Source organism: Pseudoduganella lutea, from assembly GCF_004209755.1.
Classification (GTDB): domain Bacteria; phylum Pseudomonadota; class Gammaproteobacteria; order Burkholderiales; family Burkholderiaceae_D; genus Rugamonas; species Rugamonas lutea.
Window position 1 is genome coordinate 6,545,136 of sequence record NZ_CP035913.1, and the last position, 25,626, is coordinate 6,570,761.

Annotated in this window: 27 protein-coding genes and 1 pseudogene; 27 read left to right on the forward strand and 1 reads right to left on the reverse strand. The window is 62.6% G+C overall.

From position 1 onward, the window contains the following. The first annotated feature begins 78 nt into the window (after positions 1–78). Genes mobH through EWM63_RS27585 form a run of 3 tightly spaced genes read left to right on the forward strand, consistent with a single transcriptional unit; the run spans position 79 to position 4,422 of the window. Positions 79–1,911, forward strand: coding sequence for a MobH family relaxase (mobH, locus tag EWM63_RS27575; protein WP_130189382.1), 1,833 nt, complete (start codon positions 79–81; stop codon positions 1,909–1,911). After that, entirely contained in the window at positions 1,892–3,799 is a 1,908-nt protein-coding gene (gene traD, locus EWM63_RS27580; protein ID WP_130189383.1) for a conjugative transfer system coupling protein TraD, read from the forward strand. The genes mobH and traD overlap by 20 nt, the downstream gene beginning before the upstream one ends. Then, the gene (locus tag EWM63_RS27585; RefSeq protein WP_130189384.1) at positions 3,796–4,422 is read left to right on the forward strand and encodes an IncC plasmid conjugative DNA transfer DtrJ family protein; all 627 of its coding nucleotides are present in this window, start codon (positions 3,796–3,798) and stop codon (positions 4,420–4,422) included. Before traD ends, EWM63_RS27585 begins: the two co-directional genes overlap by 4 nt. A gap of 418 nt (positions 4,423–4,840) precedes the next feature. Here EWM63_RS27585 and EWM63_RS27590 read toward each other — a convergent pair whose 3' ends face one another. Further along, positions 4,841–5,047: a hypothetical protein gene (locus tag EWM63_RS27590; protein ID WP_130189385.1), complete on the reverse strand. Its 207-nt coding sequence runs from the start codon at positions 5,045–5,047 to the stop codon at positions 4,841–4,843. Positions 5,048–5,354: 307 nt separating this feature from the next. Between EWM63_RS27590 and EWM63_RS27595 the strand changes: the two genes are divergently transcribed. From EWM63_RS27595 to traF (EWM63_RS27700), 24 genes and pseudogenes are all read left to right on the forward strand, one after another. Further along, positions 5,355–6,863 carry a recombinase family protein gene (locus tag EWM63_RS27595; protein WP_130189386.1) on the forward strand — a complete coding sequence of 503 codons (1,509 nt, stop codon included), beginning with the start codon at positions 5,355–5,357 and terminating at the stop codon, positions 6,861–6,863. 185 nt (positions 6,864–7,048) lie between these two features. After that, positions 7,049–7,552, forward strand: a complete 504-nt coding sequence (locus tag EWM63_RS27600; protein WP_130189387.1) for a hypothetical protein — start codon at positions 7,049–7,051, stop codon at positions 7,550–7,552. Positions 7,553–7,681: 129 nt separating this feature from the next. Beyond that, positions 7,682–8,245: a lytic transglycosylase domain-containing protein gene (locus tag EWM63_RS27605; RefSeq protein WP_130189388.1), complete on the forward strand. Its 564-nt coding sequence runs from the start codon at positions 7,682–7,684 to the stop codon at positions 8,243–8,245. Between the two features lie 295 nt (positions 8,246–8,540). Next, a complete protein-coding gene (gene iscB / locus EWM63_RS27610; protein WP_307720806.1) occupies positions 8,541–9,731 on the forward strand; it encodes an RNA-guided endonuclease IscB in 1,191 nt (396 codons plus the stop codon). Next, positions 9,707–9,958 carry a hypothetical protein gene (locus EWM63_RS32985; protein ID WP_307720807.1) on the forward strand — a complete coding sequence of 84 codons (252 nt, stop codon included), beginning with the start codon at positions 9,707–9,709 and terminating at the stop codon, positions 9,956–9,958. Before iscB (EWM63_RS27610) ends, EWM63_RS32985 begins: the two co-directional genes overlap by 25 nt. Beyond that, complete coding sequence (locus EWM63_RS27615; protein ID WP_130189389.1) at positions 9,958–10,605, forward strand: OmpA family protein; 648 nt, start codon at positions 9,958–9,960, stop codon at positions 10,603–10,605. The genes EWM63_RS32985 and EWM63_RS27615 overlap by 1 nt, the downstream gene beginning before the upstream one ends. Continuing rightward, a complete protein-coding gene (locus EWM63_RS31920) occupies positions 10,602–10,751 on the forward strand; it encodes a hypothetical protein (RefSeq protein ID WP_165390959.1) in 150 nt (49 codons plus the stop codon). The genes EWM63_RS27615 and EWM63_RS31920 overlap by 4 nt, the downstream gene beginning before the upstream one ends. A gap of 55 nt (positions 10,752–10,806) precedes the next feature. Continuing rightward, positions 10,807–11,166: a hypothetical protein gene (locus EWM63_RS27620; RefSeq protein WP_130189390.1), complete on the forward strand. Its 360-nt coding sequence runs from the start codon at positions 10,807–10,809 to the stop codon at positions 11,164–11,166. 18 nt (positions 11,167–11,184) lie between these two features. Further along, positions 11,185–11,484 carry a type IV conjugative transfer system protein TraL gene (gene traL / locus EWM63_RS27625; protein ID WP_130189391.1) on the forward strand — a complete coding sequence of 100 codons (300 nt, stop codon included), beginning with the start codon at positions 11,185–11,187 and terminating at the stop codon, positions 11,482–11,484. 9 nt (positions 11,485–11,493) lie between these two features. Next, complete coding sequence (traE, locus tag EWM63_RS27630; RefSeq protein WP_130189392.1) at positions 11,494–12,057, forward strand: type IV conjugative transfer system protein TraE; 564 nt, start codon at positions 11,494–11,496, stop codon at positions 12,055–12,057. Continuing rightward, entirely contained in the window at positions 12,047–12,856 is an 810-nt protein-coding gene (locus EWM63_RS27635) for a TraK domain-containing protein (RefSeq protein WP_130189393.1), read from the forward strand. The genes traE and EWM63_RS27635 overlap by 11 nt, the downstream gene beginning before the upstream one ends. After that, positions 12,853–14,208 carry a TraB/TrbI/VirB10 family type IV secretion system protein gene (locus EWM63_RS27640; protein ID WP_130189394.1) on the forward strand — a complete coding sequence of 452 codons (1,356 nt, stop codon included), beginning with the start codon at positions 12,853–12,855 and terminating at the stop codon, positions 14,206–14,208. The genes EWM63_RS27635 and EWM63_RS27640 overlap by 4 nt, the downstream gene beginning before the upstream one ends. After that, positions 14,192–15,004: a DsbC family protein gene (locus EWM63_RS27645; RefSeq protein WP_130189395.1), complete on the forward strand. Its 813-nt coding sequence runs from the start codon at positions 14,192–14,194 to the stop codon at positions 15,002–15,004. Before EWM63_RS27640 ends, EWM63_RS27645 begins: the two co-directional genes overlap by 17 nt. Then, entirely contained in the window at positions 14,982–15,536 is a 555-nt protein-coding gene (locus EWM63_RS27650; RefSeq protein ID WP_130189396.1) for a TraV family lipoprotein, read from the forward strand. The genes EWM63_RS27645 and EWM63_RS27650 overlap by 23 nt, the downstream gene beginning before the upstream one ends. Positions 15,537–15,558: 22 nt before the next feature. Then, positions 15,559–18,120, forward strand: coding sequence for a type IV secretion system protein TraC (gene traC, locus EWM63_RS27655; protein ID WP_130189397.1), 2,562 nt, complete (start codon positions 15,559–15,561; stop codon positions 18,118–18,120). Beyond that, on the forward strand, positions 18,117–18,506 hold the full coding sequence (locus EWM63_RS27660) for a hypothetical protein (RefSeq protein WP_130189398.1): 390 nt from the start codon (positions 18,117–18,119) through the stop codon (positions 18,504–18,506). The genes traC and EWM63_RS27660 overlap by 4 nt, the downstream gene beginning before the upstream one ends. A gap of 307 nt (positions 18,507–18,813) precedes the next feature. Continuing rightward, complete coding sequence (gene iscB, locus EWM63_RS27665; RefSeq protein WP_130189399.1) at positions 18,814–20,232, forward strand: RNA-guided endonuclease IscB; 1,419 nt, start codon at positions 18,814–18,816, stop codon at positions 20,230–20,232. Then, entirely contained in the window at positions 20,232–20,762 is a 531-nt protein-coding gene (gene traF, locus EWM63_RS27670) for a conjugative transfer signal peptidase TraF (RefSeq protein WP_130189400.1), read from the forward strand. The genes iscB (EWM63_RS27665) and traF (EWM63_RS27670) overlap by 1 nt, the downstream gene beginning before the upstream one ends. Positions 20,763–20,772: 10 nt before the next feature. Next, positions 20,773–21,426 (forward strand): type-F conjugative transfer system protein TraW, encoded by a 654-nt coding sequence (traW, locus tag EWM63_RS27675; RefSeq protein ID WP_130189401.1) that lies wholly within the window; start codon positions 20,773–20,775, stop codon positions 21,424–21,426. A gap of 65 nt (positions 21,427–21,491) precedes the next feature. After that, positions 21,492–22,477 (forward strand): annotated as a pseudogene (locus tag EWM63_RS27680) (TraU family protein). 115 nt (positions 22,478–22,592) lie between these two features. Beyond that, the gene (gene trbC, locus EWM63_RS32615) at positions 22,593–23,084 is read left to right on the forward strand and encodes a type-F conjugative transfer system pilin assembly protein TrbC (protein ID WP_259772519.1); all 492 of its coding nucleotides are present in this window, start codon (positions 22,593–22,595) and stop codon (positions 23,082–23,084) included. 2 nt (positions 23,085–23,086) lie between these two features. Further along, on the forward strand, positions 23,087–24,397 hold the full coding sequence (gene traN, locus EWM63_RS27690; RefSeq protein WP_130189403.1) for a conjugal transfer protein TraN: 1,311 nt from the start codon (positions 23,087–23,089) through the stop codon (positions 24,395–24,397). Further along, positions 24,391–24,786: a hypothetical protein gene (locus EWM63_RS27695; protein WP_130189404.1), complete on the forward strand. Its 396-nt coding sequence runs from the start codon at positions 24,391–24,393 to the stop codon at positions 24,784–24,786. Before traN ends, EWM63_RS27695 begins: the two co-directional genes overlap by 7 nt. Next, the gene (traF, locus tag EWM63_RS27700; protein WP_130189405.1) at positions 24,783–25,622 is read left to right on the forward strand and encodes a conjugal transfer protein TraF; all 840 of its coding nucleotides are present in this window, start codon (positions 24,783–24,785) and stop codon (positions 25,620–25,622) included. The genes EWM63_RS27695 and traF (EWM63_RS27700) overlap by 4 nt, the downstream gene beginning before the upstream one ends. Positions 25,623–25,626 lie beyond the last annotated feature (4 nt).

A 25,626-nucleotide genomic window follows, 5' to 3' on the forward strand; every position in this document is an offset into this window, starting at 1 on the left:
GTATTCGCGTCCTTTTCGCATGGACTGCCGCAGATGGCGGCTCGATACTAGGAGCCCGCCATCCCCTGGGGCCGAGCCATGTCCATTGCGCAATTGTTGTCGAAGCTGCGTGGCGGAGGCGCTAGCGAGGCCCATGCTGCGCCATCACCCGCAGTCGAGCACGGAGTGTCCGTCAAGGCAGGTATCCGCGCGTGTTCCATCGATGAATTGCTGGCAAATCACAAGGACATCATCGCCCGGATCAAGCTGTGCTACGGTAGCGACAACGCGACGTTTGAAGCTGACTTGCTCGCGCCGATTCGCCACTATGCCGCTTACGTGAATGCGCTACCGGCCACGCAGAACAGCTACTTCAATCGGCCAGGTGGCCTCCTGCGCCTGGGGCTGGAAACTGCTTTCTATGCGCTGCAGGCAACCGATTCGCAGATCTTTGCCGGACGCCAGACCATCACCAACCGCCGCATGCTGGAGCCGCGCTGGCGGCGCGCCACCTTCGTCGCCGGTCTGTGCGGCGAGCTATACCGCTGTTTCAATCAGTGCAAGGTGCGCGATACGCAGGGGCATGTCTGGCAACCGTATCTTGCCCCGCTGACGCTCTGGCTGCGCCAGCGCCGCAGCACACACTTCATGGTGCAATGGCTGCCTGGGCCGGAGCGCCGGGCCGTCGGCCTCTATGCGCTGCCGCTGATTGTTCCGCCCGCAACCATGGAAGACCTTGCCTTCGGCAACGAGGTCATCGTGCCCAACATGCTCGCGTCGATCTCGGGCCTGGCCACTTATCACGACCACAACGTGATGGAGCGCCTGGTGCGGCATGCGATGGCGCTGGTGGTCCAGCGTGAGCGTTGCGCCCCGGCCAGCGATGCTTCGCCGGACGAGGTGCCGGTCCATCTGGCGCGCCACATCCTCGAGGCCATGCGTGAACTGGTGCAGTCGGACCACAACTGGCTGCCGAATGCACCGCGCTCGCGCCTCTGGTTCGGTGCCGACGGCCTGTTTCTGGTGTGGCCAAACGGCGCGGCTGACGTCATCCGCCTGCTGGCCGATGAACAACTGCCGGGAGCGCCAGACAAATCCGAAGCCATACTGGCCATCCTGGTGGCTGCCGGCGTCGTGCCAGTCCGTCCACCTGGCACATCCATCATCGCGATCCAGCCACCGGGAGCGTCCGAGCCGCTGGATGCCATACCCATCACGCCACCCGGCCTGCTGCTCGCCGATGTTGTGCCGGTGGTGCAACCGCTGCCCGAAGCGATGGTCACGGAGCGCCCGGGCGATACCCTGCGCGCGCAGGCAGCACATGCCGCATCCGCTGCCGAGGTGGACGTGGAGCATAACTCACCCTACGTGGACGACGTCTCCAGGAAGCCAGAACGCAAGCGCACGGCCCGAACAGTGGCCGCCGGTGGGAGCACGCAGGCGCAATTGCCTTTACCGGCGATGACGCCGCCGGATGCCGGGCGGGACGGAGGCGATCTGGCCGCGCCTGGTACGCGCAAGACCACGGCGGTAAGTGGCAATTCACCGGGGCTCCCGGAACCTGTCGCTGCGCTGCATGCTGAGCTGCGTCCGCCAATGCGCCTGAACCGCAGGGTCGCGCGCGCACTGGCTGCCATCGTTAGCACCCTGCACGGAGAGCAGCCGCTATGCCATGTCGTCGACGGGTCGCTGTTTGTGCCATTGTCCGCGCTGGCGGAGCAGGGTGTCGATGCGCGGCAGGCATGCCGTTCGTTGCAAGATGCCGGAATGCTGGAGCCCGACGAGAGTGGCGAAGGTGTGCGGTCGGCACGGATCGACGGCCAGCAGCAGGCCGGGATATACGTCCTGGCTGAATATGTGGCAGGGTTGGAAATGCCCGTAGCGATACCGGCGCAATCGCGAGGAGGGTGCCATGCTGATGCGTCGCTATGAAATGCCATGGCGCAGCCCGATGGAGCTGGTGGCCGCGGCCGTGTGGGGCCTGGCTGGACTAAGCATTGTCGCGCTGACGCCGGCAATGGTGCCCTTGCCACTCGGGCTGGCGCTGCTGGGGGTAATGCTGCCGATGGCCTTGTGGCGGACACGCCAGGGCCTCTGCATTATCGCCGTGCGCGCGGCGCTTTCCGGACGGGCCATGGAGATGATCACGACCAGGCAACTGGCGCGGCTGACCACCGATCCCGACATGGTGGTGATCGGCTTCGGCTTTGAATGGCAACCGCTCCATTCGCAGCGGTTATACGAGCTTGCCAAGACTGACTGGCGCGAGCTGCGCATCCCACCACCCGTATTGCGCGCGCTGGGGTATGTCGTCAATCCGCAGGCCGACGACGAGATCGGGCTGCCCTACATTCACGGCGTGGAAGGGCGGGAAATGCTGCTCAAGCGGCCCTTGCAGAATTTCGAGGGCGGGACAGTGGTGGTGGGCACGACGCAGTCGGGCAAGGGCGTGTGCCTGGGCTGGCTGATCACGCAGGCGATCCGGCGCGGAGATGTGGTGATCATCCTCGACCCGAAGAATTCCAAACGTCTTCGGCGCCTGGTGGAACGGGCCTGCGCCGACTACCGCGAGGAAGATACCTTCCTGTGGTTCCACCCGGCGTTCCCCGAAAGCGGCGTGCGTCTGGACTTCACCTTCAACTGGCAAAAGCCGACCGAGATCGCTTCGCGCATCCAGTCCATCCTGCCGCCCGACACCGCCGGTGCGTTCTCGGCGTTCGGCTGGGATGCCGTGAACGTGGTCACGCAAGGCATGGTACGGCTGGAGCGCCGGCCGAACCTGATGAAACTGACGAAATACATCGAGGCGGGCATCGAGCCCATCCTGGAGGAAACGCTCAAGCGCTTCTATGAGGAATTGCTTGGCCGTGGCTGGCGTACCAATCCCGACCTGGTGCGGTTGCTGGAAAAGGCGCGCAAAGGCAGCATCAAGTCACCATCGCCGGTCGCCAGTGCCGAACTGGTGGCGTTCGTCGAATACTACGAGCGCCACGTGCACGAGTCGCGCCATGACAAGGCCATTGATTCCCAGGTGCGCGTGCTCCGGCACAACCGGGAGCACTACCAGAAAATCACCGCCAACCTGCTGCCCATCCTGTCGATGCTGACCTCGGGAGACTTGGGGCGCTCGCTGTCGCCGGAACCCTTCGACGCGAGTGACGAGCGGCCCATCATGAATCTGGAGAAGATCGAGCGCGGAGGCCATGTGCTCCTGATGTGTCTCGATTCGCTGCCTGATCCCGCCGTGGCGTCGGCCATCGGCGCCATGTGCCTGGCCGACCTGGCCGCGCGGTCCGGCATCCGCTACAACTTGGGCGGGTATCGACGCATTTCGCTTTTCGTGGATGAGGTGTCGAACGTGATCAACCAGCCGCTGATCGAGATCATGAACAAAGGGGCCGAAGGTGGCATCTACACCACGGTCGCCATGCAGACCATTGCCGACCTGGCCAAGCGCCTGGGTAGTCAGGAAGCAGCGCGCATGGCGCTGGGCAACCTGAACAACCTGATCGCGTTTCGCACCAAGGACCAGCCCACGCAGGAATTCATCAATGAGACCTTCGGCCAGACGGCGATCCACAATATGAAGGTGGGCCGCAACACGGCGCGTGACGGACACATGGGTGACTTCACCATGGTGGAATCGACCCAGATTGCCGAGGAGTTCAACGAGTTGGTGCCGATGTCGTTGCTGGGCAAGCTGCCCAACCTGCAGTTCTTTGCATCGGTCTCCGGCGGCCACCTGTGCAAGGGACGGTTCACCTTGCTCGATCCTGGGGGCGCATCGGATGAAAAGCAAAGTGCGGAGGCGACGCCATGATCCGGTGTGTCGCCATTGCGTCGCTGGTTACGCTGTTGATGCTGGTGCTGTACCTACCTGCGGTCACGCCACCAGCGGCCTTTTTCGAACGTGTGCGTAGTGAGTATTCCGCGCACGGCGCCACCTGGGGACAGGGGCTTGCATACCGGGCGCTGGAAGACGCTATGGCCATGCTCGAGCGTCCGGTGTCCGCACCATTGATGAATGAAGGCTCTGCTCAGCAAGCCAAGGTAGCGACGGCAGCGGGACAGCAATTCGATACCGTGAGCCGGCGACTTCTGGACAGCGATTATTTGCGCGCCTTCAACGCGCTCGCACTGTTGGCGGGCTTCCGACTCGCAGTCTTGGCGCAGTTGGCACCTGGCCTGTTTCTCCTCGCCACAGCCTACGTGGTGGACGGGTTGGCGCGGCGCTGGGTCAAGGGGAGGGAATTTTCCCAACATCATCCAGAGGTATGGACAGGTAGCGTGTGCTGTGTCTGTATAGCCTGCTGCGCGGGAGTCATTTCGTCGGTCCTCCCAGTAGCAGTGCCGCTGGCATTGCTGCCGTCTTTGACAGGCTGTGTATTCTTCGCTGCTGGCTTTGCCATTGCGAACTATCCCCTTGGACAAGCGCGCCATTAAGGCATCTAGCAAAACGTCTTGCTCGTCTTATGAATAGCACCATCGTAAATTAAGGGTCTGCGATTACCGCTATCGTCCAAAAGTGGGCATCTAGACAAGTCGCAACCGCCATCACCATCCAGTTGAGTTATTACTTACTACAAGGCGAAGCTTTGGATCCCTGTTCGTCGTACAAGCAATCCTCGATTGAGCCAACTGCCATGCGGGACACATAGAAAGATCGATCGGCCCTGGGCCGACAGAAACTTGCTGCAACCATACGACCAAGTACGAAAACTCCGCGTCGTTTAGATCAGTTATGTCCATGATGGCAACTGAAGACTATGGGTCTGCTGATTTTATACTGCTACTCGCGCTACATGCATGCTGACCGCCGCCTACCTGGCGCCGAAGTCAAGCCCGAATGAAGGCCCCCATGTCAATCGTTGTTTTCATTCCTGCCGAACTCGCAGGAAAAGTGCATCAATGCGAAAGGCCCCTCGTGCAAGACGGCAGCTAAGATCTGCACCCGAAATTCCTGCAGAAATTCAGCAGCAAACGGCGGGGCATGATGTGCGCTCAGCACATCAAAGACTCGCTGGAATGCTGCGATTTGCGAAGTATTCAGATTCGCGTAGGTTGTCATCGTTCACCTCCAGCTCTATCGTAAAACCTGGCGGCCGTCCGTCATTGAGCGATGTCAAGCAGCGCGTACCTCACGACGAGCAAGTCTCGGTAACGTATCGCAGTTCGTGAACCAAGCACACAGGTAAGCGATGTTTGGCTGTCGGATTGTTTTACATATGACCCCCATCTTGTGTGCTCAAGCCGGATCCTGCAGTCCTGGCACGAGAACTGCTCCAGCAGGGGAGGCATTCGATTCCTTGCCGACCTCGTATGAATGCATACGAGTGAAAACGCCAACTACCCCTTTACCGCGACAATGAGGAAAGATGAGTGAACAGAAGCAGCATGCTGCCGCAGCCTACGCGCGGATGTCGACAGACATGCAGAACTACTCAATACGACAGCAAACGGCTGTAATTGCCTTGTTTGCGCAGCAGCACGGCATTGACATCGTGCGCGAATATACCGACGAGGGAAGAAGTGGTTTGACGATTGAAGGGCGGCCAGCACTTCGTCAAATGCTCGCGGAGATTCTCAGCGGGCATGCCCCATACAGGACAGTGCTTGTGTATGACGTTAGCCGCTGGGGGCGATTCCAGGACATTGACGAAAGCGCGCACTACGAGTTTATGTGTCGCCAGGCCGGGGTGACAGTGCTCTATGTGGCCGAAGCTTTTGCGAATGACGGTACGCCCATGGCTTCCATGATCAAGGGTCTGAAGCGGCTCATGGCCGCGGAGTACAGTCGCGAACTGTCCGCAAAAGTGCTCAATGCACAATGCTCCTTCGCTCGCCTGGGCTACAAGGCCCACGGTGGCGATGCGGGATATGGACAGCGCCGGGTCTGTGCGGCAGCGGATGGGACCTTCAAGCGAATACTTGCCCCAGGTGAGCGCAAGCCTGCGCTTACGGATCGCGTCAAATTTGCGCTCGGCCCAGAGCAGGAAGTCGCAGTAGTCAAGGAAACCTACCGGCTGTACTTGGAGGACGGCTTGGGCGATACGGCCATTGCGGCACACTGGAATGCACGCGGTATCAAGAATCAGTTCGGCGAGTGCTGGGACCCCTACAACGTCAGGCGCATTCTGACCAGCGAAAAGTACACGGGGGCTATCGTGTACAACCGCAGCTCCACGCAGTTGAACAGCAGACGGCTGTTAAATCCTGAAGAACAGTGGGTGCGTGTTCTCGACGCCCACCCGCAGATCGTGCCCCGAGCCGTTTTCGACGCGGCGCAAATGGAACGAAAGCGCCGGCTGAAGATGCCTGCCAAGGACGCGATCACCATGCGCTTGAAGGCGCTACATGAGCGGACTGGCAAGGTCAACGCTGCACTGATCAAGGCCGATCCCCGGCTGCCTGGTCCGCAGTTCATCCGGACCGTGTTCGGCAGTCTGGCGGCAGCCTACGCAGCCGCTGATATTGCTCCAGCTCGTACTGCTCGGAGCGCATTGACCAGGGCCGCCACGTTTGCGCTGCTCGACCAGCTTGTACCACAGATAGAAGACTTGATCCGCGATGCCGGGGCTGCCAGCGAGCGACTAGGCCGGGGAATGCTGCGTATCAATGGCAGTGTTCGCCTGCGCGTCGCAGTTTCATGCTGCCGTCATGAAGAACACGCTCGTCGCTGGAAGGTAACGCTTCGTTCACAGCGCCCGTACGATTTCGTGCTGTGCGCACGCCTCAACATCGCCAACGATGCCATCGCCTCGTACTACCTGTTCCCTGTCAGTCAGTTCGTGCAGCGCTCGATCTGGTTCAACGCTGCCAACGCTCCTGAACACGAATCTTGCCGCTATCGATCACTGAACGCGATCTTTGGTATCGATGATTAGGCTGCCTGAGAAGACTGGTCATTTGTTAAGGTAAGCGAGCAATGGCATTCGTGCATGGGAGCGCGCGAATGTGCGGCGAAATGTCGCCAAAATAGAGGGCATATCAAGGTGCAGAATCGAATCGACAGCAGTACGATGATGTTCATCAAGCCCCGCTGTGGGGAAACGTCTTGAGGTGCATCACAATGACTACCGCATTCATTCCGCTGGACCAAGCGCCGCAGCTGGCACACAGCGATCTTGCGGCGGCACTGCCTGACATGCATGAGGGGGTGACTGTCGCCACGCGCGTCTGGATCGACGAGTACAACTGGCTGGAAGCACTCTATAACGACGCTGCCAATTGCTCACCGAAGCTGCGCTTTCCCGATCTGATCAGTGCGTGCGTGTCGTTGGTGTTCGATGACCCAGCGCCGGAGCGCCGTGTGTTCGCCTTCTTGCACCAGCAGCTGGTGCTGCGCGACCAGGCAACCACGCGCCGGCGTGAAGACATGTGGCGCGAACAATATACCTTGCTGCTGGCCTTGCAGAAGTCGGAGCAGAACCGCCACCCGCATCCGCAGTTCAAGCTCGATCATTTCACCACGGCGTGCGTCGCCCTGGTGTTGGCACAAGAAGGGGCGAAGGCCAAGGTGTTCGAGCAAGCCCGACGCAACATCGCGCGAAGGGCTTCTCGAGGTTTCATCTAAGCTTTATTTGCGTCGATCAGGCGCACACCTGCGTTTCACCGCGCCAGGCTACCGCCGGCATACCCGAATTCACCAGAGTCCTCGCGTTGACGCGAGATCGATTCTTTTGGGTTTTGTCGTGAGGTACGTATGCGATTCTCCATCCGTTCTACCGTGCCGCTGCTGGTATTGATCCCCGGCTTGGCCAGTGCCTGCTGGGAGCAGGCGGCGAAGAAACACAACGTCCCGACTGTCCTGTTGCTGGCCATTGCCGACACCGAGTCCGGCATGAATCCGGCAGCAGTGAACAACAGCCATGTTCGCCGCACAAAAACGGTCGATATCGGCTACATGCAGGTCAATTCGGACCCGCGCGTACTGCGCAATCTGGGCGTGAGCAAGCAGGACTTGTTCGAACCCTGCACCAACATCAATGCAGGTGCACGCATCCTTTCCGAAAAGATCGCGCGCCATGGCTACACATGGGAGGCCGTCGGCGCCTACAACGCCGCGTGCGTTGCGATGACCGCGGAGCAGTGCCTGCGCACGCGAATGCGTTATGCGTGGCGGGTATATCGGTCACTGATGCGCAGGCTTGCACCGTCTCAGCCCGAGAGCACATGGCTTGCAGCCGCAGCGCCGCTGTACTCGGTGAGCTTGCGGTCAACTACCCCGCCCTCAAGGGCGGAGCTTAAATGGGCGCAAGCCCGATAGCTCGGGTTGACCCGAGAAAGGGCCAAGGGTGCAAGCCCGCGGCGCTACGTTGCAAGCAGGTACAAGACCGACGCTGGGATGCTTTATCCAGTCCCGGATAGAAAAGCGAAAGCCTTTCATTCGAAGTTGCGGTAGCAGACAAGCTACAGGGTACGCACGAAACGGACCGCAACCAGGCAAGGCGAAAACCCTGCCGAAGCCGGCTTGCAACATTCTCAAGGATAGCGAGGCAGTGGTATCGCTGCTTCCGTAACGAGGCGCGTAAGCGCAATGACAAGTGACACGGGAAACTGACATGACGGTACTAGTTCTCGACAAGAAAAAGCGGCCCTTGATGCCGTGCACACCGAAGCGGGCACGCAAGCTGCTCGCGTCCGGCCGTGCCCGCATCCATCGGTTGTTCCCGTTCTGTATCCGGCTTGTTGACCGGTGTCTCGAACGGTCCGCTGTACAACCGTTGCGGCTATCGATCGACCCTGGCAGTAAGTTTACAGGGATGGCTATCTCGCGCATCGAAATCATTGATGCTGAGAGGGACCTCGAACCCGTGATGCACATCGCATTCCTGCTGGAGTTGACGCATCGTGGTCAGGTCATCAGGGATGCATTGCATGCCCGCTCGGCAATGCGCCGCAGGCGGCGCGGTAACCTGCGTTACCGCGCTCCACGATTTTTCAACCGAACCAAGCCAAAGGGCTGGCTCCCTCCCTCCCTGCAGCACCGCATCGACACGACGACGGCGTGGATCGCGCGATTGCGGCGCCTGGCGCCCATCACGCACCTGGCGCAGGAACTGGTCCGATTCGATACGCACCTGATGCAGAATCCGGAAATCTCGGGTGTCGCTTATCAGCAAGGGACATTGGCAGGTTATGAAGTACGCGAGTACCTGCTGGAGAAATTCCACCGCATATGCGCCTACTGCGATGCGAAGGACGTGCCGCTCCAGATGGACCATATCCAGTCCAGGGCTCGCGGTGGATCGGATCGGATTTCCAACCTAACTCTCGCATGCGTAGTGTGCAACGGCAGAAAGGCCGCGCAAGATATTCAAGAGTTTCTCGCGAACGACCCAGCCAGGCTAACCAGGATACTTAAGCAGGCAAAGGTGCCGCTGCACGACGCGGCGGCCGTCAACGCTACCCGATGGGCCTTGCTCAAGACCTTGAAGAAGACGGGTCTTCCGGTTGAGACTGGCACAGGCGGGCGGACGAAGTGGAACCGTACCCGCTTCGGTATCGTCAAGACTCACGCGCTCGACGCGGCCTGCGTGGGTATCGTGGGGACGTGCAAGGTACGAACGTGCCAACGTTGCATGTCAAGTGCACGCGCCGGGGCTCTCGCTGCAAGACGCGACTGGATAAATATGGTTTCCCGCGTGCTTACCTCACACGCCAGAAAACGGCCTTCGGCTTTCGCACTGGCGACATGGTGGCGGCCACAGTCCCGACCGGTAAGCACATGGGCCAATACAAAGGCCGCGTAGCCGTGCGGATGACAGGCAGTTTCAATATTCAGTCGGGTATTGCCAGCGTGCCGACCGTGCAAGGCATTTCATACAAGCATTGCCGATTCCTGCAGCGTGCAGATGGCTACGGCTATGTTTGGCAACCGACATGGATCGAACAACCCAAGGCAAAGGCTGCGACCGCTTCGCGGTCGGCTCTTTTCCTCACCGCCCTGAAGGGCGGTGTATCTCGGAGCAAAATCTGATGAGGCGCTATGTGCAGCATGCGGCGCTGATGCTGTCCGCCGCTCTCCCGTTGCCGATCCTGTTATCGGGCTGCGCCAGCACACCAATGCCGGACAGTGCCCAGCAGATTTCCGGAACACGGCCATTGGTGGGATTCGCGATCGCCCAGCTTGGGTACGATAAATCAAGCTATTTCGGCATGTGCCTTCAAGCTGCTTGCCCGGTGGTGACGCCCAAGACGAACGCGCTTTCCGCGCAACCTGCTGTACCGGGCGATACAGGCCAGAAGGCCTCACCGCCCCAGGCTCGGTTTATGAAACCTGAAGGCATCGTGATTCACTTCGATGCCGCTTCTGCAGAACTGGAGCAATCGGCTACAGCTGCACTGGCCCAGTTAGCCGACCAGGCGCGCCATGCAGCGCACATCACGGTCGTCGGCAGGACGGACAGCACAGGTAGCCGTGCATTCAATCAGCGCCTCGCATGGCAGCGCGCACGTGTCGTGGGCACTTTTCTGCGCGAACAGTTGGGTATTGCACCCGCGCGGATCACAGTGGAAGGGCGCGGCGCGTGCTGCTACGTGGCCGACAACACGACCAGCGACGGTCGCCGGGCCAACCGGCATGCCGTCGTCACATTCCACCTTGCACAAGAGGCCTTGCCATGAAAGGCGCTACGCCTGCCCGCGACGAGCGTGGCAAGGAACTGCCCTGGCCGTGGACCCGGCCGCGCGGTCACCATCCCAAGCGCGGGCGGCCACGTCGCAAGGCGATGGTGCGCGGCCCACCCGGGACGCGCTGGACGCCCGGATGACGCGAGCCGGGCAAGCACACCCTGCGCGTGCCATATGAATCCAAAGGAGAAATGCATGAGTACGTTGAATACCTGGGCGCCAACGCCCGTACCGTGGCGTCTGCCCCGCAAGGGCCTAAGCGCGGCAGCGCTATACATCGTGATGCTGCTGGGGCTTGTCATTGCGGCCCCTGGCCAGGCAATCGATCTGGTCGCTTTCACGGGCCTGACCGGTCCACTGGTGTCGGCGTTGACCCAGATGGCCAGTCTGGCGCCCGGCATCAAGGCGCTGGTCGGGTTCATCGGTTTCGTGGTGGCGCTGATCTCGCTGGCCGCGCTCCGCAACTTCGGTCCAGTGTTGTTCTACGTCGGACTGGCCATTTTCGGTGCCGTGGGTCTCGTGATCGCCGGCGCGATCATGGGCGCGGTGATCTGAATCACCACGGAGGACGGGATGCTGACCGACACCTATATCCCGCGCCGGTTGGACGATCAGTGGAAGATCGGCCTGTGGGACATCGATGTCGCAGCCCCCGTCCTTTTCATGCTGTTCGTGGGCTATCTGGCCAGCAGCCTGTGGGGCTTCTGCGCTGCTGTGGCCATTGGCATTTACTTCGCCCGCAAGATGGCGCGCACCAAGGCTGACAAACACCCTGCCTATGCGTTGCACTGGCTGTACTGGCATTTGCCCACCAATCCGGTGAGTTCGATGCGCGCCACGCCGCCATCGCACATCCGCCGCATGGTGGGATAAGGAGCGAACATGGACAACATCCGCTACCAGGACGATCTGCGGGAACTGCGCGTGCGCATCCGGGGCCACCGGATTGCCATGGGCGTGCTGGGCCTGTGCCTGTTTGTCACGCTGTTGATCACCTATGAACTGCTCGGCGCGCAGCGCGTGATCGTTATGCCGCCGCAGGTGACCAAATCGTTCTGGGTGTCGGGGGAACGCGTCAGCAATGAATACCTGGAGCAGATGGCAGGCTACGTCGCCTGGCTAATGCTCGACGTTACGCCCGCCTCGGCAGCCTGGAAGAAAGATGCCTTGCTGGGCTTTGTCGCGCCACAGGACTATGAAGCGCTGAAGCTACGCATGGAGCTGGAAGCCGAGCGCCTGCGCAAGATCAACGGCAGCACCTATTTTCAGTTGCAGCAACTGGAGCCGGACGAGGAGGCGCAGACGGTCCTGATGACCGGGCGCCTGCGCACGCTGGTCAACGGCCAGGAAACCTCTCTGCTGCAAAAGCGCTATCGCCTGGCCTTCCAGTATTCGGGCGGACGCACCCACCTGAGAACCTTCAAGGAACTTCGCGATGAAACGTAGACACGTCATCCTGCTGCTTACATTGGCCTGCCACGGTGCCTGCGCCCATGCGGGCCAGCCGCGCGACGTGCGCGATGGCGAAATCATGGAAGCGGCCATTTCGACCGACGCGCCCACGCGCGTGCGCCTGGAGGGGCAACGCATCGTCAACGTGGTTGGCAACATCCACTCCAGCAGCAATTGCGAGGGCGCGCCGGCCAACGGCGCCGTGCCGCAGACTGCGGCGCAACTGGCCACTCCCACTGTCAATCCGCGCGGCGACGTTATCCTCAATTGCGACCTCGACAAGGGCGAAATCTATGTCAGGCCGGTTTCCGCGAGCCTGGCCAAGCCGATCAATTTATTCGTGTCGTCGCCGCGCGCCACCTACACCCTGCTGCTGCGCCCGGCACGCATGGCGGCGGACACGCTGATCCTGCGTGACCGCCATATCGACAGCACGCAGACAGCGTCGACGAATAACAGGCCCGCCGCTGCGCACCATGTGCGGGCCCTGAAGACCTTGCTGGTATCGATGGCGACTGGCCGCGACGCCGATGGTGCGCAGGCCGAACACATGGAAGTGCGCAAGGCCCTATGGCAGGAGGCCGAATACACGCAACTGCACCGCGTCGAGGCGCGGGCATTGGTGGGCGAAACCTACCGGTTGCGCAATATCGGCAATACCGTCATGGTGCTGGCCGAACAGGAATTCGACCGCGAAGGCGTGCTGGCGGTCGCGATCGAGCGGCACAACCTGCGGCCGGGCGAGGCCACGCTGGTCCATGTCATCGCGGGCCAGGAGGAGGGCGCGCGATGAAGCTTCGAGAACGATGGGAAGCGGCAACGAGCCGTCTGAGCCCCAGGCAGAAGCAGTACATGACGGCCAGCAGCATCCTGGCAGGCGGTATCGGCATGCTCTGGCTGGTGTTGAGCCTGGCCGGTGCTGACGAGCCCAAGACGGCCCCCAATGCTGGCCAGGCCAAGGAAAAAGTGGTGGTCAACCCGGAACAGGAGGGCGTGACCCCGCCCCGTGTGGACCCGCTGGACCAGTGGGTAGGGACCGCCGGCAAGACACTGGCGCAATACAAGGTGGACAAGGATGCGCAGGACCGTTTCAATGCGGAGCGCAAGGCCGGTGAACAGACACTGATGCAGCGACTGGCCGATCTGGAACGCAAACAGCAGGAGCAGAACCTGGCCGCGTCAGCAGCGCCCGTTGCGCCACCGGCCGCGCCATCTGCACCGGCGCCGACAGGCCGTCCGCCCGCCATGCCGTCGCATACCGCCTCCGGCGCTCCGCCGCTGGTAGACCCTTCCGGCTATCCTCCTGGCAGTCCTGTAACACCGCTGCCAGTGCCCAACGGCACAGCGGATATGCCGGTGCCTCCCGCCGAGCCGGCGCCAGCGCTGATCCGCGTCAACCTGGCGCAGCCGACACCTGCCGCGAAATCGGCCGACGCGCCGGAAGCCGCCGGCCGCGAGGCGGATCATGAGAGTTCCGAAGGCGGCATGCTCGACACGTATCTGCCGGTGGGTTTTATTCGTGGCGAAACGTTGAGTGGCATCGCGGCGCCGACCGGCGGGCAGGCACAGGCCAACCCATTGCCGGTGTTGATCCGCCTGCTGGACAACGCCGTGCTGCCGAACCATTACCGCAGCGAGGTGAAGGAGTGTTTCGTGATCGCTTCCGGCTACGGCAGCATCAGCGCTTCCCGCGCGTACCTGCGAACCGTGAACCTGTCTTGCGTGCGCCGGGATGGCCGTGCGCTGGAGGTCAAGATCGACGGCAACGTGCTGGGCGAGGACGGCATGCTGGGGCTGCGCGGCCGCCTGGTGACCATGCAGGGGCAGATGCTGGCCAATGCGCTGCGTGCCGGCATTGTCAGCGGTATTGGCCAGGGTTTTGGGCAAAGTGGTGCAACCTTTTCCACCACACCGTTCGGTACGCTGGCCACGTCGCCCGAAGGCATGGGCGACCGGATGCAGCGCGGCATCGGTAGCGGCGTGGGGCGTGCACTGGACAACCTGGCGAATTACTACATCAAGCTGGCCGAAGAGACGTTTCCCGTCATCGAGGTCGGTGCCAAGCGGCAGGTGGACATCGTACTGACCAGGGGCGTGCGTCTGCCGAGGTTGGGGAAGGAGAAAGACGATGCGACCGTGGATTAACTGGATACCGCTATTGCTGGCGGTGGGTCTGCCAGCCGCGCTCGCCGCGCGAGCCGAGGACGCCATGCTGGCGCAGTTGCGCAAGGCGCATCCCGGCACGCGCTTCGACCGGGTAACACCGACACCTGTCGCCGGCATCTATGAAGTCTGGATGGGCGACAACGTCGCCTATGTCCGCCGTGGCAGCACACGTTACCTGATATTCGGTCATCTCTACGATGTACGTCACATGCGCGATCTGACCGCGTCGCGCAAGGCTAGTCGGCCGGCCAGCGATGGAGAGCCGCTACAGAGAACAACAGGTACGGTGCACCGCCAGGCTGTTGCTGACGTGCCTGTCGCCGATGCCATCGTTGCCACCCAGGGCAACGGCGCACGGCGTCTGCTGGTCTTCACCGATCCTGCTTGCGGCTTTTGCCGCGAGCTCGACAAGGAACTGCGGGAACTGCGTGACGTCACGGTACTGCACTACCTGGTGCCGTTCCAGGGCAGAGCACTGCCAGAGGCAATCTGGTGTGCACCGGATCGCGACGCAGCGTACCGGCGGGTCATGACCGATGGCACTGCACCGCAGTCGTCTATATCGGCGTGTGCCATGCCGCTCGAGCGCAACATGGCGCTCGCCGGCCGGCTCGGGATTCGTGTCACGCCCACGCTCGTGTTTGCTGATGGGCGCATTACCGCGGGTGTGCTGCCTTCTGCAGAAATCGAAGCCGGCCTGGCGCGCGCCGCCGATGGGCTCGCAAGGGCCGATGGCATAGCAAGGACCAAATATGGAACTTCTCGCAAACGATAGATGGGGTCGCAGCACGTGCCTGGCCGGAACTCTGGCCGCGTTGGCCTTGACGGGCTGCGGCAACTTGTCCGGGCTCGACGGCTCGCCAAAGTTCAGTTGCAAGGCGCCGGAGGGCGTGCATTGCGCGTCGGTGACCGCCAACTATCACAACCGGGTCGCTGATGGCACCCGGCAAGCGAGTCAGGCAGCGTCGGCAACGCCCGAATCGGCAGGCGTCGCCATGCGTCCTGGTCTCGACCCGGTGGCACTGCGTACACCGGTGCGTGTCCTGAGGCTATGGATCAAGGCATGGGAGGACAGCGACCACGATCTGGTGGACCAATCCTATGTCTATGTCCGCATCAATGAAGGGCAATGGCAGGTCGCCCATGTGCAGCGCGCGGCCCGCGAATCCTACGCGCCACTGCGCCCGCCGCCAGCATCGCCGATGGCACAGCCGGAGCCCGCCACGGCGCCGTCGGCCACGAGCGAAGGTGCTGAAACAGCACGAAGCGCCGCGGGGAGCCTGCCGGCCGTCGGCAATACACGGTAGCCATTCGTCCAGGGAGCACATCATGTTCGATTTCGCCAGCGACGAAACACGCGGTGGACCGCGCCACCTGTTGGAATGGCTGGGCTTGCGTACTGGGATCGATACGCCGCCAGACCAGTTCGCGTCCTGGCTGCCCTATAGCGGCTACATCCCCGACCAGCAGCTGTTCGTGAACCGCAACGGCTGCATCGGGTTCATCCTCGACGTGCTGCCGCAGTGCGGCGCCGACGAGCGCATGGTGGACGTGCTGGCCAGCCTGTACCTCAACTGCCCGATCGGCACCGGCATCCAATACCATCTGTTTGGCTCGCCCCATGTGCATCCCATCCTGCGCGACTACGCCAACCTGCGCATGGAAGATGCCGACCAGTACGAGAAGAGCAGGGAAGGCGGCCGTCCGGCGCGCAATACCAATCTCTACCGGAAGCTGGCGCGGCAGCGGGTACAGCATCTGCTGGCCGGGGCGCAGCGTTCGCTGACCGCCGCCTACCATTTCACCATGCGCGATTTTCGCCTGCTGGTCTCGGTGACGATTCCCGGATCGGGGGACGATACGCAGCGCCTCGGCATCCTGTGCGCACTGCGCGATTCGATGTCCGTGACACTGGCCTCGGCCTCGCTGCCGAACCGACGCTGCGACGCGGATGAGCTGATCAACTGGTGCGCGCAGTTCACCAACCCCGACCGCATGACGCGCACCGGTTTCGGCGACCTGCACTACGACGCCGGCAGGGAAGTACGCGACCAGATCGTCGACTTCGACACGATCCAGGACGCCACGCCCGAAGGGCTGTGCTTCTCCAAACTGAGCGGCGCAGCGGCGCTGGAAGCGCGTTTCATGTCGATCAAGTCCTTTCCCAAGAAATTCGAGCTGTGGCGCATGGGCACCCTGATCGGGGACCTGATGCAGCCGCCGCTGCAGTACAGCGCCCCCTTCTTGCTGACCATGGGCGTGCACATCCTCGATCACGCGGATACGCGCAGCGCCATCACGACCAACCACTTCCGTGCCAACCAGAATTCGGACAGCAAGCTGGCCCAGGTCATGCCCGATGTCGAGCAAAAGCGCCAGGACTGGAAGGCCGCTGCGGACGCCGCCGACAATGGCGGCCGCCTGGTGACGATGTACCACCAGATTGGCATCTTTTCCACCAGCGGGCAGGCTACGCAGGCCTGCGAGGCGGCCCGCGCGATTTGGCGTTCCTGCGGCTTCGAGCTGAACGCGGACGTGTTCAAGCAGCGCCAGGCATTGCTGGCCAGTCTGCCGATGACGCTGTCCCCCACCTTCCACGACGACTTGCGCAAGATGCGCCGGGTGACGCGCAAGACCGATGCCAATGCCATCCATCTTGCGCCGCTCGTGGCGGAGTGGCGCGGTACGCGCACGCCCACGCTGGTGCTGGCTGGCCGGCGCGGACAGATCACCACGCTCGACCTGTTCGACAACGACCTGGGCAACTACAACGGGGCGGTGGTCGGCGCGCCCGGGTCGGGCAAGTCGGTGCTCCTCAATGAAATGGCATGGTCCTACCGCTCGGTGGGCGCCAAGGTCTGGATGATGGACCTGGGCCGCTCCTTCGAAAAGCTGTGCCGCAAGGCCAATGGCAGCTACATTGAATTCACGCCCAGCAGCGACATCAACCTCAATCCCTTCACGGCGATCAATGACATCTGCGATGACATGGACATGCTGGTGCCGGCCATCGCCAAGATGTGCTCGATGAAGGGCACGCTGGAGGAAGTGCAATACAAGGCCATTTCGGCGGTGCTCTTGCAGCAGTGGGACAAGTATGGCCGCGACATGACGATGACGGCCATGCGCGACGCCTTCAAGAGCGGGGCAATTCCCGACCTGGACATCCGCGATGACCAGCGCATCCGTGATCTGGCCGTCATGCTCAATCCCTATGCGAAGGGTGGCCAGTACGCCCGCTACTTCGAGGGCAGGAACAACATCGATTTCAGCAACGATTTCATCGTGATCGAGAACGAGGAGCTCAAGCGCCGGCCAGACCTGCACGCAGTGGTCAACATCCTCTTGATGTACCAGATCACCGCCGAGATGTACCTGACGCGCAACCGCAAGAAGCTGCTCATCATGGACGAATTGAAGCAGCAGTTGGGTGAAATCGGCAGCGACGATCCCTTCAAGGCCGCCGTGGTGGAGGAAGCGGCGCGGCGGGCGCGCAAGTATGGCGGCTCGCTCGTGACTGCCACGCAAGGGGCCGATGACTACTACGGTTCGGCGCAGATGGAAGCGGCCTTCAACTGCTCGGACTGGGTCTTCCTGTTGCGTCAGAAGCCCGAGTCGATCGAGTTGCTGGACCGTAAAGGCAGGCTGCTGATGGATGCTGCGAAAAAGCGCCTGCTTAACTCCCTGCGTACGGAGGCCGGCTGTTATGCCGAGATGTATGTATCGTCGCCGGTGGGTGAGGGCGTCGCGCGCCTGGTGCTCGATCCGGCCACCCATCTGCTGTTTTCCAACAAGCTGGAAGACAACAAGCCCATCGATGCGCTGCGCGCCCAGGGCTTGAGCATCGACGAAGCGATCACGCGCGTGCTGGAACAACGGGGCCTCGTATGAAATCCGCATTGATGCCGCTCGTGGCCGCGGTGGCGATGAACGCCGCCACGCTGGGCGCCTACCACTACTGGCTCGTCCGGCCCATTCCTGCGATCGGGGTGGTCGATGCCGCACGGGTGTACCGCGAGGAACAGGAGCGCTACCTGCAGGCGATTTCCGCCAGTCCGAATGACGCCGCGCGGGATAGGGCGATTGCCGCGGCCAGGGGCTTTGCCAACACCTTCCCCGCGCATCTGGCGAGTCTGGAACAGGACTGCGGCTGCCTGGTGGTCGACCGCTCGGCCATCGCGTCGGCGCCTGGTGCCATCCTCGACCTCACGCCACATTTATGGCAGCGGGTGCGGCCGTCAACTACCTCGCCCCGAAGGGCGGAGCTTGAAAGGTGAAAAGCTCGATAGCTCGGGTTGACCCGAGAAAGGGCCATGGGTGCAAGCCTATGGCACTACGTTGCAAGCAGGTACAAGACCGACGCCGGGATGCTTTATCCAGTCCCGGATAGAAAGGCGAAATGTCTTTCATTCGAAGTTGCGGTAGCAGACAAGCTACAGGGTACGCACGAAACGGACCGCAATCAGGCAGGACGCGAACCTGCTGAAGCCGGCCTGCAACATTCTCAAGGATAGCGAGGCAGCGGCATGGCTGCTTCCGACACAAGGCGCGTAAGCGTACTGAAAAGTGAATGGGGAAACCGACATGACGGTACTGGTTCTCGACAAGAAAAAGCGGCCCTTAATGCCGTGCACACCGAAGCGGGCACGCAAGCTGCTCGCTGCCGGTCGCGCACGCATCCATCGACTGTTCCCCTTCTGTATCCGCCTCGTTGACCGGTGCCTCGAACAGTCCACCGTGCAACCATTGCGGCTGTCGATCGACCCCGGTAGCAAGGCGACGGGAATGGCAATTGCGCGCATCGAAGCCGCTAACGCCTACGGTGTCGTCGAACCCGTAATACACATCTTATTCCTGCTGGAGCTGGCACATCGTGGCCAAGCCATCAGGGATTCATTACATGCCCGCTCGGCAATGCGACACCGGCGACGCAGTAACCTGCGCTACCGCGCTCCGCGGTTTTCCAATCGCACCAGGCCAAGAGGTTGGCTTCCACCGTCCCTACGACATCGCCTCGACACAACGGTGTCGTGGGTCACGCGACTGCGGCGCCTGGCTCCCGTCACGCACTTGGCGCAGGAGCTGGTGTATTTCGATACGCAACTGATGCAAGATCCGGAAATCTCGGGTGTCGCATATCAGCAAGGGACATTAGCAGGTTCCGAAGTGCGCGAATATCTGCTGGAGAAATTCCATCGTACATGTACTTATTGCGACGCGACAGACGTGCCGCTGCAGGTGGAGCACATCCACGCCAAAGCCCGCGGCGGCTCAGACCGGGTTTCCAATCTGACCCTCGCGTGCATACCGTGCAATAGAAAAAAATCTGCACAAGATATACGCGTGTTTCTTGGAAAAGATCCAGTCAGACTAGCGCGCATTCTGAAGCAGGCAAAGGCGCCTTTGCACGATGCAGCGGCCGTCAATGCCACCCGATGGGTTCTATTCTGTGCGTTAAAAAAGGCTGGTCTTCCAGTCGAAACTGGCACGGGCGGCCAGACGAAGTGGAACCGCAGCCGCCATGGTGTCATCAAGACCCACGCGCTTGACGCGGCATGTGTAGGTGTCGTCGGGGAGGTGCAAGGTACAAAGGTGCCAACGCTACATGTCAAGTGCACGGGCCGAGGCTCACGCTGCAAGACGCGTTTAGATAAGTACGGTTTCCCACGTGCTTACCTCACGCGCAAGAAAACAGCCTTCGGCTTTCGCACCGGCGATATGGTGATGGCGACGGTGTTGACTGGCAAGCACAAAGGTCAATATAGAGGCCGCGTAGCCGTGCGGATGACAGGCAATTTCAACATTCAGCTCGGTATTGCTGGCATTCCCACTGTGCAAGGCGTCGCACATAGATATTGCCGAGTCCTGCAGCGTGCAGATGGCTACGGCTATGTGTGGCAACCGACAAACATCTTTCAAATCAAGGCAAAGGCGACTGCTGCTTCGCGGTCAGCTCCTTTCCTCACCGCCCTCAATGGCGGTGTATTCCGGAGCACAAGCTGATGACACGCCTGCTCCAATTCGTGCGTGCCATGCGAAGGGACTGGCTTTGCTACGCATTGCTCACGGCCATCTGGCTGCTCGCGAGCATCCGCGTGCTGGGCGATCCCACGCCGCGCCTGCCGCTGCTCTTCAACGTGACGCCCAGCCTGCCGTACCTGATCGCCGTGGTGCGCTACGCGGAGCCCGCGGTGTCCCGTGGCGACTACGTGATCTTTTCTTTCCGGGGCGAGGGCGTGCGCCACTTTCCCGGCCTGCGCAACCAGCCCTTCTTCAAGCGCGTGGCCGGCGTCGCCGGCGACCGGGTCCATGTGTTGGGGCGCAGCGTGTTCGTCAATGGCGTCTACGTCGGCCTGGCCAAGCCTTTCGCGGCGGTATCGCACGTGGCACTGGAACCGATTGGCCCGACGGTGATTCCGGCAGGCTTTTTCTACATGCAGGGAACCGGTGACGACAGCTTTGACTCCCGCTATCGTCTGTGCGGCCTGGTGCCGCTGCGTGACGTGCTGGCCGTGGTGCGGCCGCTGTTCTGAGGAGCTGATCATGACGCGCATTCGATACCGGTGGTGGCTGGCCGCCGTGCTGGCGGCGGGAGCAGGCGCGCAGGCGGAATCGCTCGGTGTCATCGGACCGGTCTATCGCATCGCGGAGGAAGACCTGCTGGCCATGATCGAGCGCCGCCTGCGGGAAAAGGAAGCGACCGGTGAACTGGCCCGGTTGCGCGCCCAGGCGGTAGAACGGGGGCGCCAGGCCGTCTTGCGGCCCGCGCCGCTGGCGCTGCCCGTGGTGCAGGCGCCGCGGACCTACCATGTCGATCCGACTTATGTGCTCGACAAGAATATCGTGGACGCCACCGGCAGGCTGCTCTTTGCGGCCGGCACGCGCGCCAATCCGCTCGATATCGTGTCGATGCCGCGCAAGTTGCTGTTCTTCGACGGCCGGGACGCACGCCAGGTAGCGCTGGCGGCCCAGCTGGTCGGCGCACAGGCCGGCGCCGTGAAACCGGTACTGACTGGCGGCTCCTACCTCGACCTGATGCGGCGCTGGCGCATGCCGGTCTACTTCGACCAGCGCGGCCTGCTGGTGCGCAAGCTGTCGATCGCGCGCGTGCCGGCGCTGGTGTCGCAGGAAGGCAAGCGCCTGCGCATCGACGAGATGGTACCGCCCGTAGCGGCGGCGAGCGGGGTGACGCCATGACCGCCTTCTTGCCTGTCCTCCAGGGCCTACGCAATTGCGCAGGGCGGTGCCGCCACGCAGTGGGCGTGCTGGTGGCCGCCGCATGGCTGGCCTTGCTCTGCCCGGCAGCCGATGCGGCCAGCACTTGCACCGGGCGGTTTCCGAACCCCGTCACCGATATTTGCTGGAGCTGCCTGATGCCGATCACGCTCGGTGGCGGCACCCTGGCCACGATCGGCGGCCAGGAAGACATTCTCAATCCGAGTGTCCCGGTGTGCTCCTGTGGCGTGAATCCCACGGTTGGTATCTCCATCGGGTTCTGGGAACCGGTGCGCCATGTGGAAGTGGTGCGCAGGGCGTTCTGCCTGGTGTCGCTGGGCGGTGTGGACCTCAATCCAGGGATTGCCGCGCCGCATGCCGGGCGCTCGGTCGACGCGGGCGGCGACCAGAACAGCTTCTACCAGGCGCATTTCTACGCCAACCCCGTGCTGTTCTGGCTCCAGGTAGTGGCCGACTTTCCCTGCCTGGAGCAGGGCTCGTTCGATCTGGCCTACCTCACCGAAGTCGATCCGCTCTGGAATGACGACGAGCTGACCTTGATTCTCAACCCGGAGGCGGTCTTGTTTGCCAACCCGGTGGCGCAGGCTGCCTGCGCCGCCGATTGCGTGGCAGCCACCGCCGGTTTCGGGCGTCCGGAGCTGTTCTGGTGCGCAGGCTGCCAGGGGGCGATCCATCCGCTCGATGGCCATGTGCCGTATCACCTGGGCGGTGTACGCACCGCCGAACTGTTGGCGCAGCGCCTGACGGCCAAGCTGCACCGTGAGCTGCTGGCCTGGGGACGGCACGGGTCCGCCGGGCTGTGCGGACCGTACTTTCTCCCGGTGATGGACAAACGTGCCTACAAGAGCCAGCTGACCTATCCGATCCCCGCCACCGTCAAGGAAGCCGGCAAGTGCTGCCAGCCCTTTGGGCGCAGCACGGTGCTGTGGGGCGCGGGCAAGGAGTACCCCGTGCAGGGGAGGATTTCGCATTCATGTTGTTTCGGAAGGGGAACTGCTGTGTTGGCTACTGAATGGCATCCAGCCCGCTTCACGGGACCGCTGGTGATGGCCTTGACGTTGGGCGTCGGGCCGGCAAGGGCGACAGAGCCTGCGCGTCAGCACCGCATCGACGCGCTGCCGCAGCCGATGGCCGGGACAAAAGTGGACCTGGCGGCCGTGGCGCGTGGCTACGAGGCGGCTGGCGTTGGCGCAGCACCCCATTCCGCCGGTCCACGGCTGCTGGTGTTCATCAGCTTGGCCATGCCGGAGGGTTCGCTGCGCAGGCTCGCGGCCGATGCGCCACGTGTAGGCGCCGTGCTGGTGCTGCGCGGCCTGGAAGGCGGATCGATGATCAAGACCGCCGCCCGCATCGGGCAGCTGGGTGGCGCGGGCAAGGTGTCGATCCAGATCGATCCCAAGGCGTTCTTGCGCTTCGCCATTGAGCAGGTGCCCACCATGATCCTCGCGCGCGATGTTGCCGCCACTTCGCCATGCCAGGAGCGCGGCTGTGCTGCGCCGGAAGGATTCGTGGCCGTGGCAGGGGATGTCACACTGGCCCACGCCCTCGATCACGTGGCCCGCAGTGCGCCGCGCTTCGCACGAGAGGCCCGTCGTCTGCGGGCCGGCCTGGAGCCGTGATCATGCGCCGCCTGACCGCATGGATCGTCCTTTGCGCGCTGCTGACCTCGCAGGTGCGGCTGGCGCTTGCACAGTCGGACGACCTGGCCGCCGCGCGGGCCGCCAACGTCCTCGCGCGTGGGATGGTCAATGCACAGGACGCCGCCGGGGTGGTACCCGGCTATACGACCAATGTGCCGCAGACCTCCCTGTACGGCCAGGCCAACTTGGCTACCCAGGCGCAAGCGCAGTTGGCGATGTGCGCATTGCATCCCGATCCGGCGGCATGCGTGGCTGGACTTCACGCGGTGACGTCTGCCAGCACCCCGCGCCCTCCCGTGCCGAGCAGCGATCCGCAGGTGGCCGGTGCCACGGCGGTGGCGAGAAATCCGCTGGCGACGGAAAGCCATCTGGGCGGCCTGTACGTGGGCTGCCCGGGACCGGGGCCTTGCGCCGCGGGCATGTTCTGTCTGGGGGAGCAATGCTTCGATACCAGCAAGGTCAACGATCCGGATTTTGCGCAGGCCATGACGTATCTGGAAGCGGCAAGGGAGGCCGGCGTGTACATGGACCCGGCCACCATGCAGGTGTTCGCGGGAGAGGACAACCGCTGCCGGAACCGGCTCCTGGCCAACTGCTGCAAGACCGACCGGGCCGGCGCGGCGCAGAACAATGGCTCGCTGTTCGGTGTCGGCTCCAGGCTGGTGTTCGATGTGCTGATGAACTCGAACAACCGCAGTTTCATCGCCTCCGGGATCAAGGCCGCGCTGACCAGCTACGGCTTTAGCGGCACCTTCTCCGCTTACGGGGTGACGGTGGCCGTGAACGGTGTCGCGCTACCGGCAGGTTCAATCACCATCGCGGCGGGGCAGAACATCGTGGTGGCGTTCACGCCCTGGACGCTGGTCATCATGGTCATCTTCATGGTCGTGATGTCCATGTTGTCGTGCAATGCCGAAGAGGGGCAACTGTCCATGAAAGAGGGCGCGCGACTGTGCCGCAGCATCGGGACCTGGTGTTCCAAGTGCATCAGGGTGCTGGGCAGGTGCGTGTCCTGCATCGAACACACCACGTCGAAATGCTGCTTCAACTCCGTGCTGGCCCGTCTCATCAACGAGCAGGGGCGCGCGCAACTGGGTATCGGATGGGGCCGCGCGCAAAACCCGGCCTGTGGCGGTTTCTCGATCGCACAGTTGCAGGCCATGGATTTTTCCAGATTCGATTTGTCCGAATTCTATGCCTCGATCGTGCCGATATCGCCGAACGTCGGCGCGCTGCAAGACGCAGCGGCCACCAAGGCTGTGAAATGCTACGCGGGAGGTGGGAAATGTTAATCCGACCATTTCTGGTAATGGGCGTAGCCCTGTTGCTGGTCCTGGACGTATCCGCCATGGAGGGCGCCGCGGCACGTACGCCGGTGGAACAGTTTGCGCCGTTGTTGCGGACCGCGCTCGACTCTCCCGATGGCACCGCCCGCGGCATGTTGACGGGCGGCCTTGCCGCTGCCATCAGTCGCCAATATCAGACCAGCGCCCCCATCCATATCGATGTGTCGACCATTGTGCGCTACCGGCAACAGGGCTGTGCGCGGTTACGGGTGGAGGTCGCGCAGGATGGCGTGCGGCTAAATACGACGGCGACATCGGGCAAGCAGCATCTGCGCTTCGAGCTGAACTATTGCAGAGATGGCCTGCCACCGCGCAGCCTTGAGGTGGCGAGATGATCAGGCGCGCGCTCTATTGCCTTGGCCTAGCGCTTGCTACGGCTGGCGCGGTGGCAGCCACGCCCGATCCGGGCGAGGTACTGGCGGGCGACGCTCCCGCGGTGTCCGATCCACGGGCCGGCTGGCACTTCTATCTCGATCCGCCCCCGACGACGCCATCCCGGCCGAAGGCTCGGCCACCTAGCGTGATGGACGAAGAGCAGGATGCGCTGGCGCGCTTTCGGCAGTTACAGAAAGAAGTCGAGGAGCGCCGCGCGCTCGCCGTGATCTCGCCCACCGAGCCCAATGTTCGGCGCTACATGGAGCTGGAGGCGAAGGTGGTGGGCAATGCGTCGCTCTTCGCCGACATCGCGCGGCGCATTGCCTGGGCCCATCCGGAACTGGATCCTTCCACCCAGGGCCGGCCGGTGAACGCCACCGCGCTGGAGGTGTTCGAGCAGGCACGCCTGCGCGAGAGCGCCGGGGTCTTGGCCCAAGTGGCGAAGGAGCACGTGCTGATGTTCTTCTTTCGCGGCAGTTGCGGCTACTGCCATGCGATGGCGCCGGTACTGGACGCTTTCCGCAAGCGGCATGGCATCAAGCTGGTGCCGATCAGTATGGATGGCGGCAGGCTGGCGGCATTTCCGGACGCGCGCAGCGACAACGGCGCCGTACGGGCGCTGAAGGTGCAGCAGGTGCCGGCGCTGTTCCTGGCGCAGCCCTATACGGGCCGGATCGAGCCGGTGGGATTTGGCGTGCTGTCGGAGGCCCAGCTTGCCGAGCGGATCGTCACGATTTTCGAAGGGCGCGACGGGAAGAATACACCGCGCCCCGATTTCTGGACTGAACAACGATAGGAGG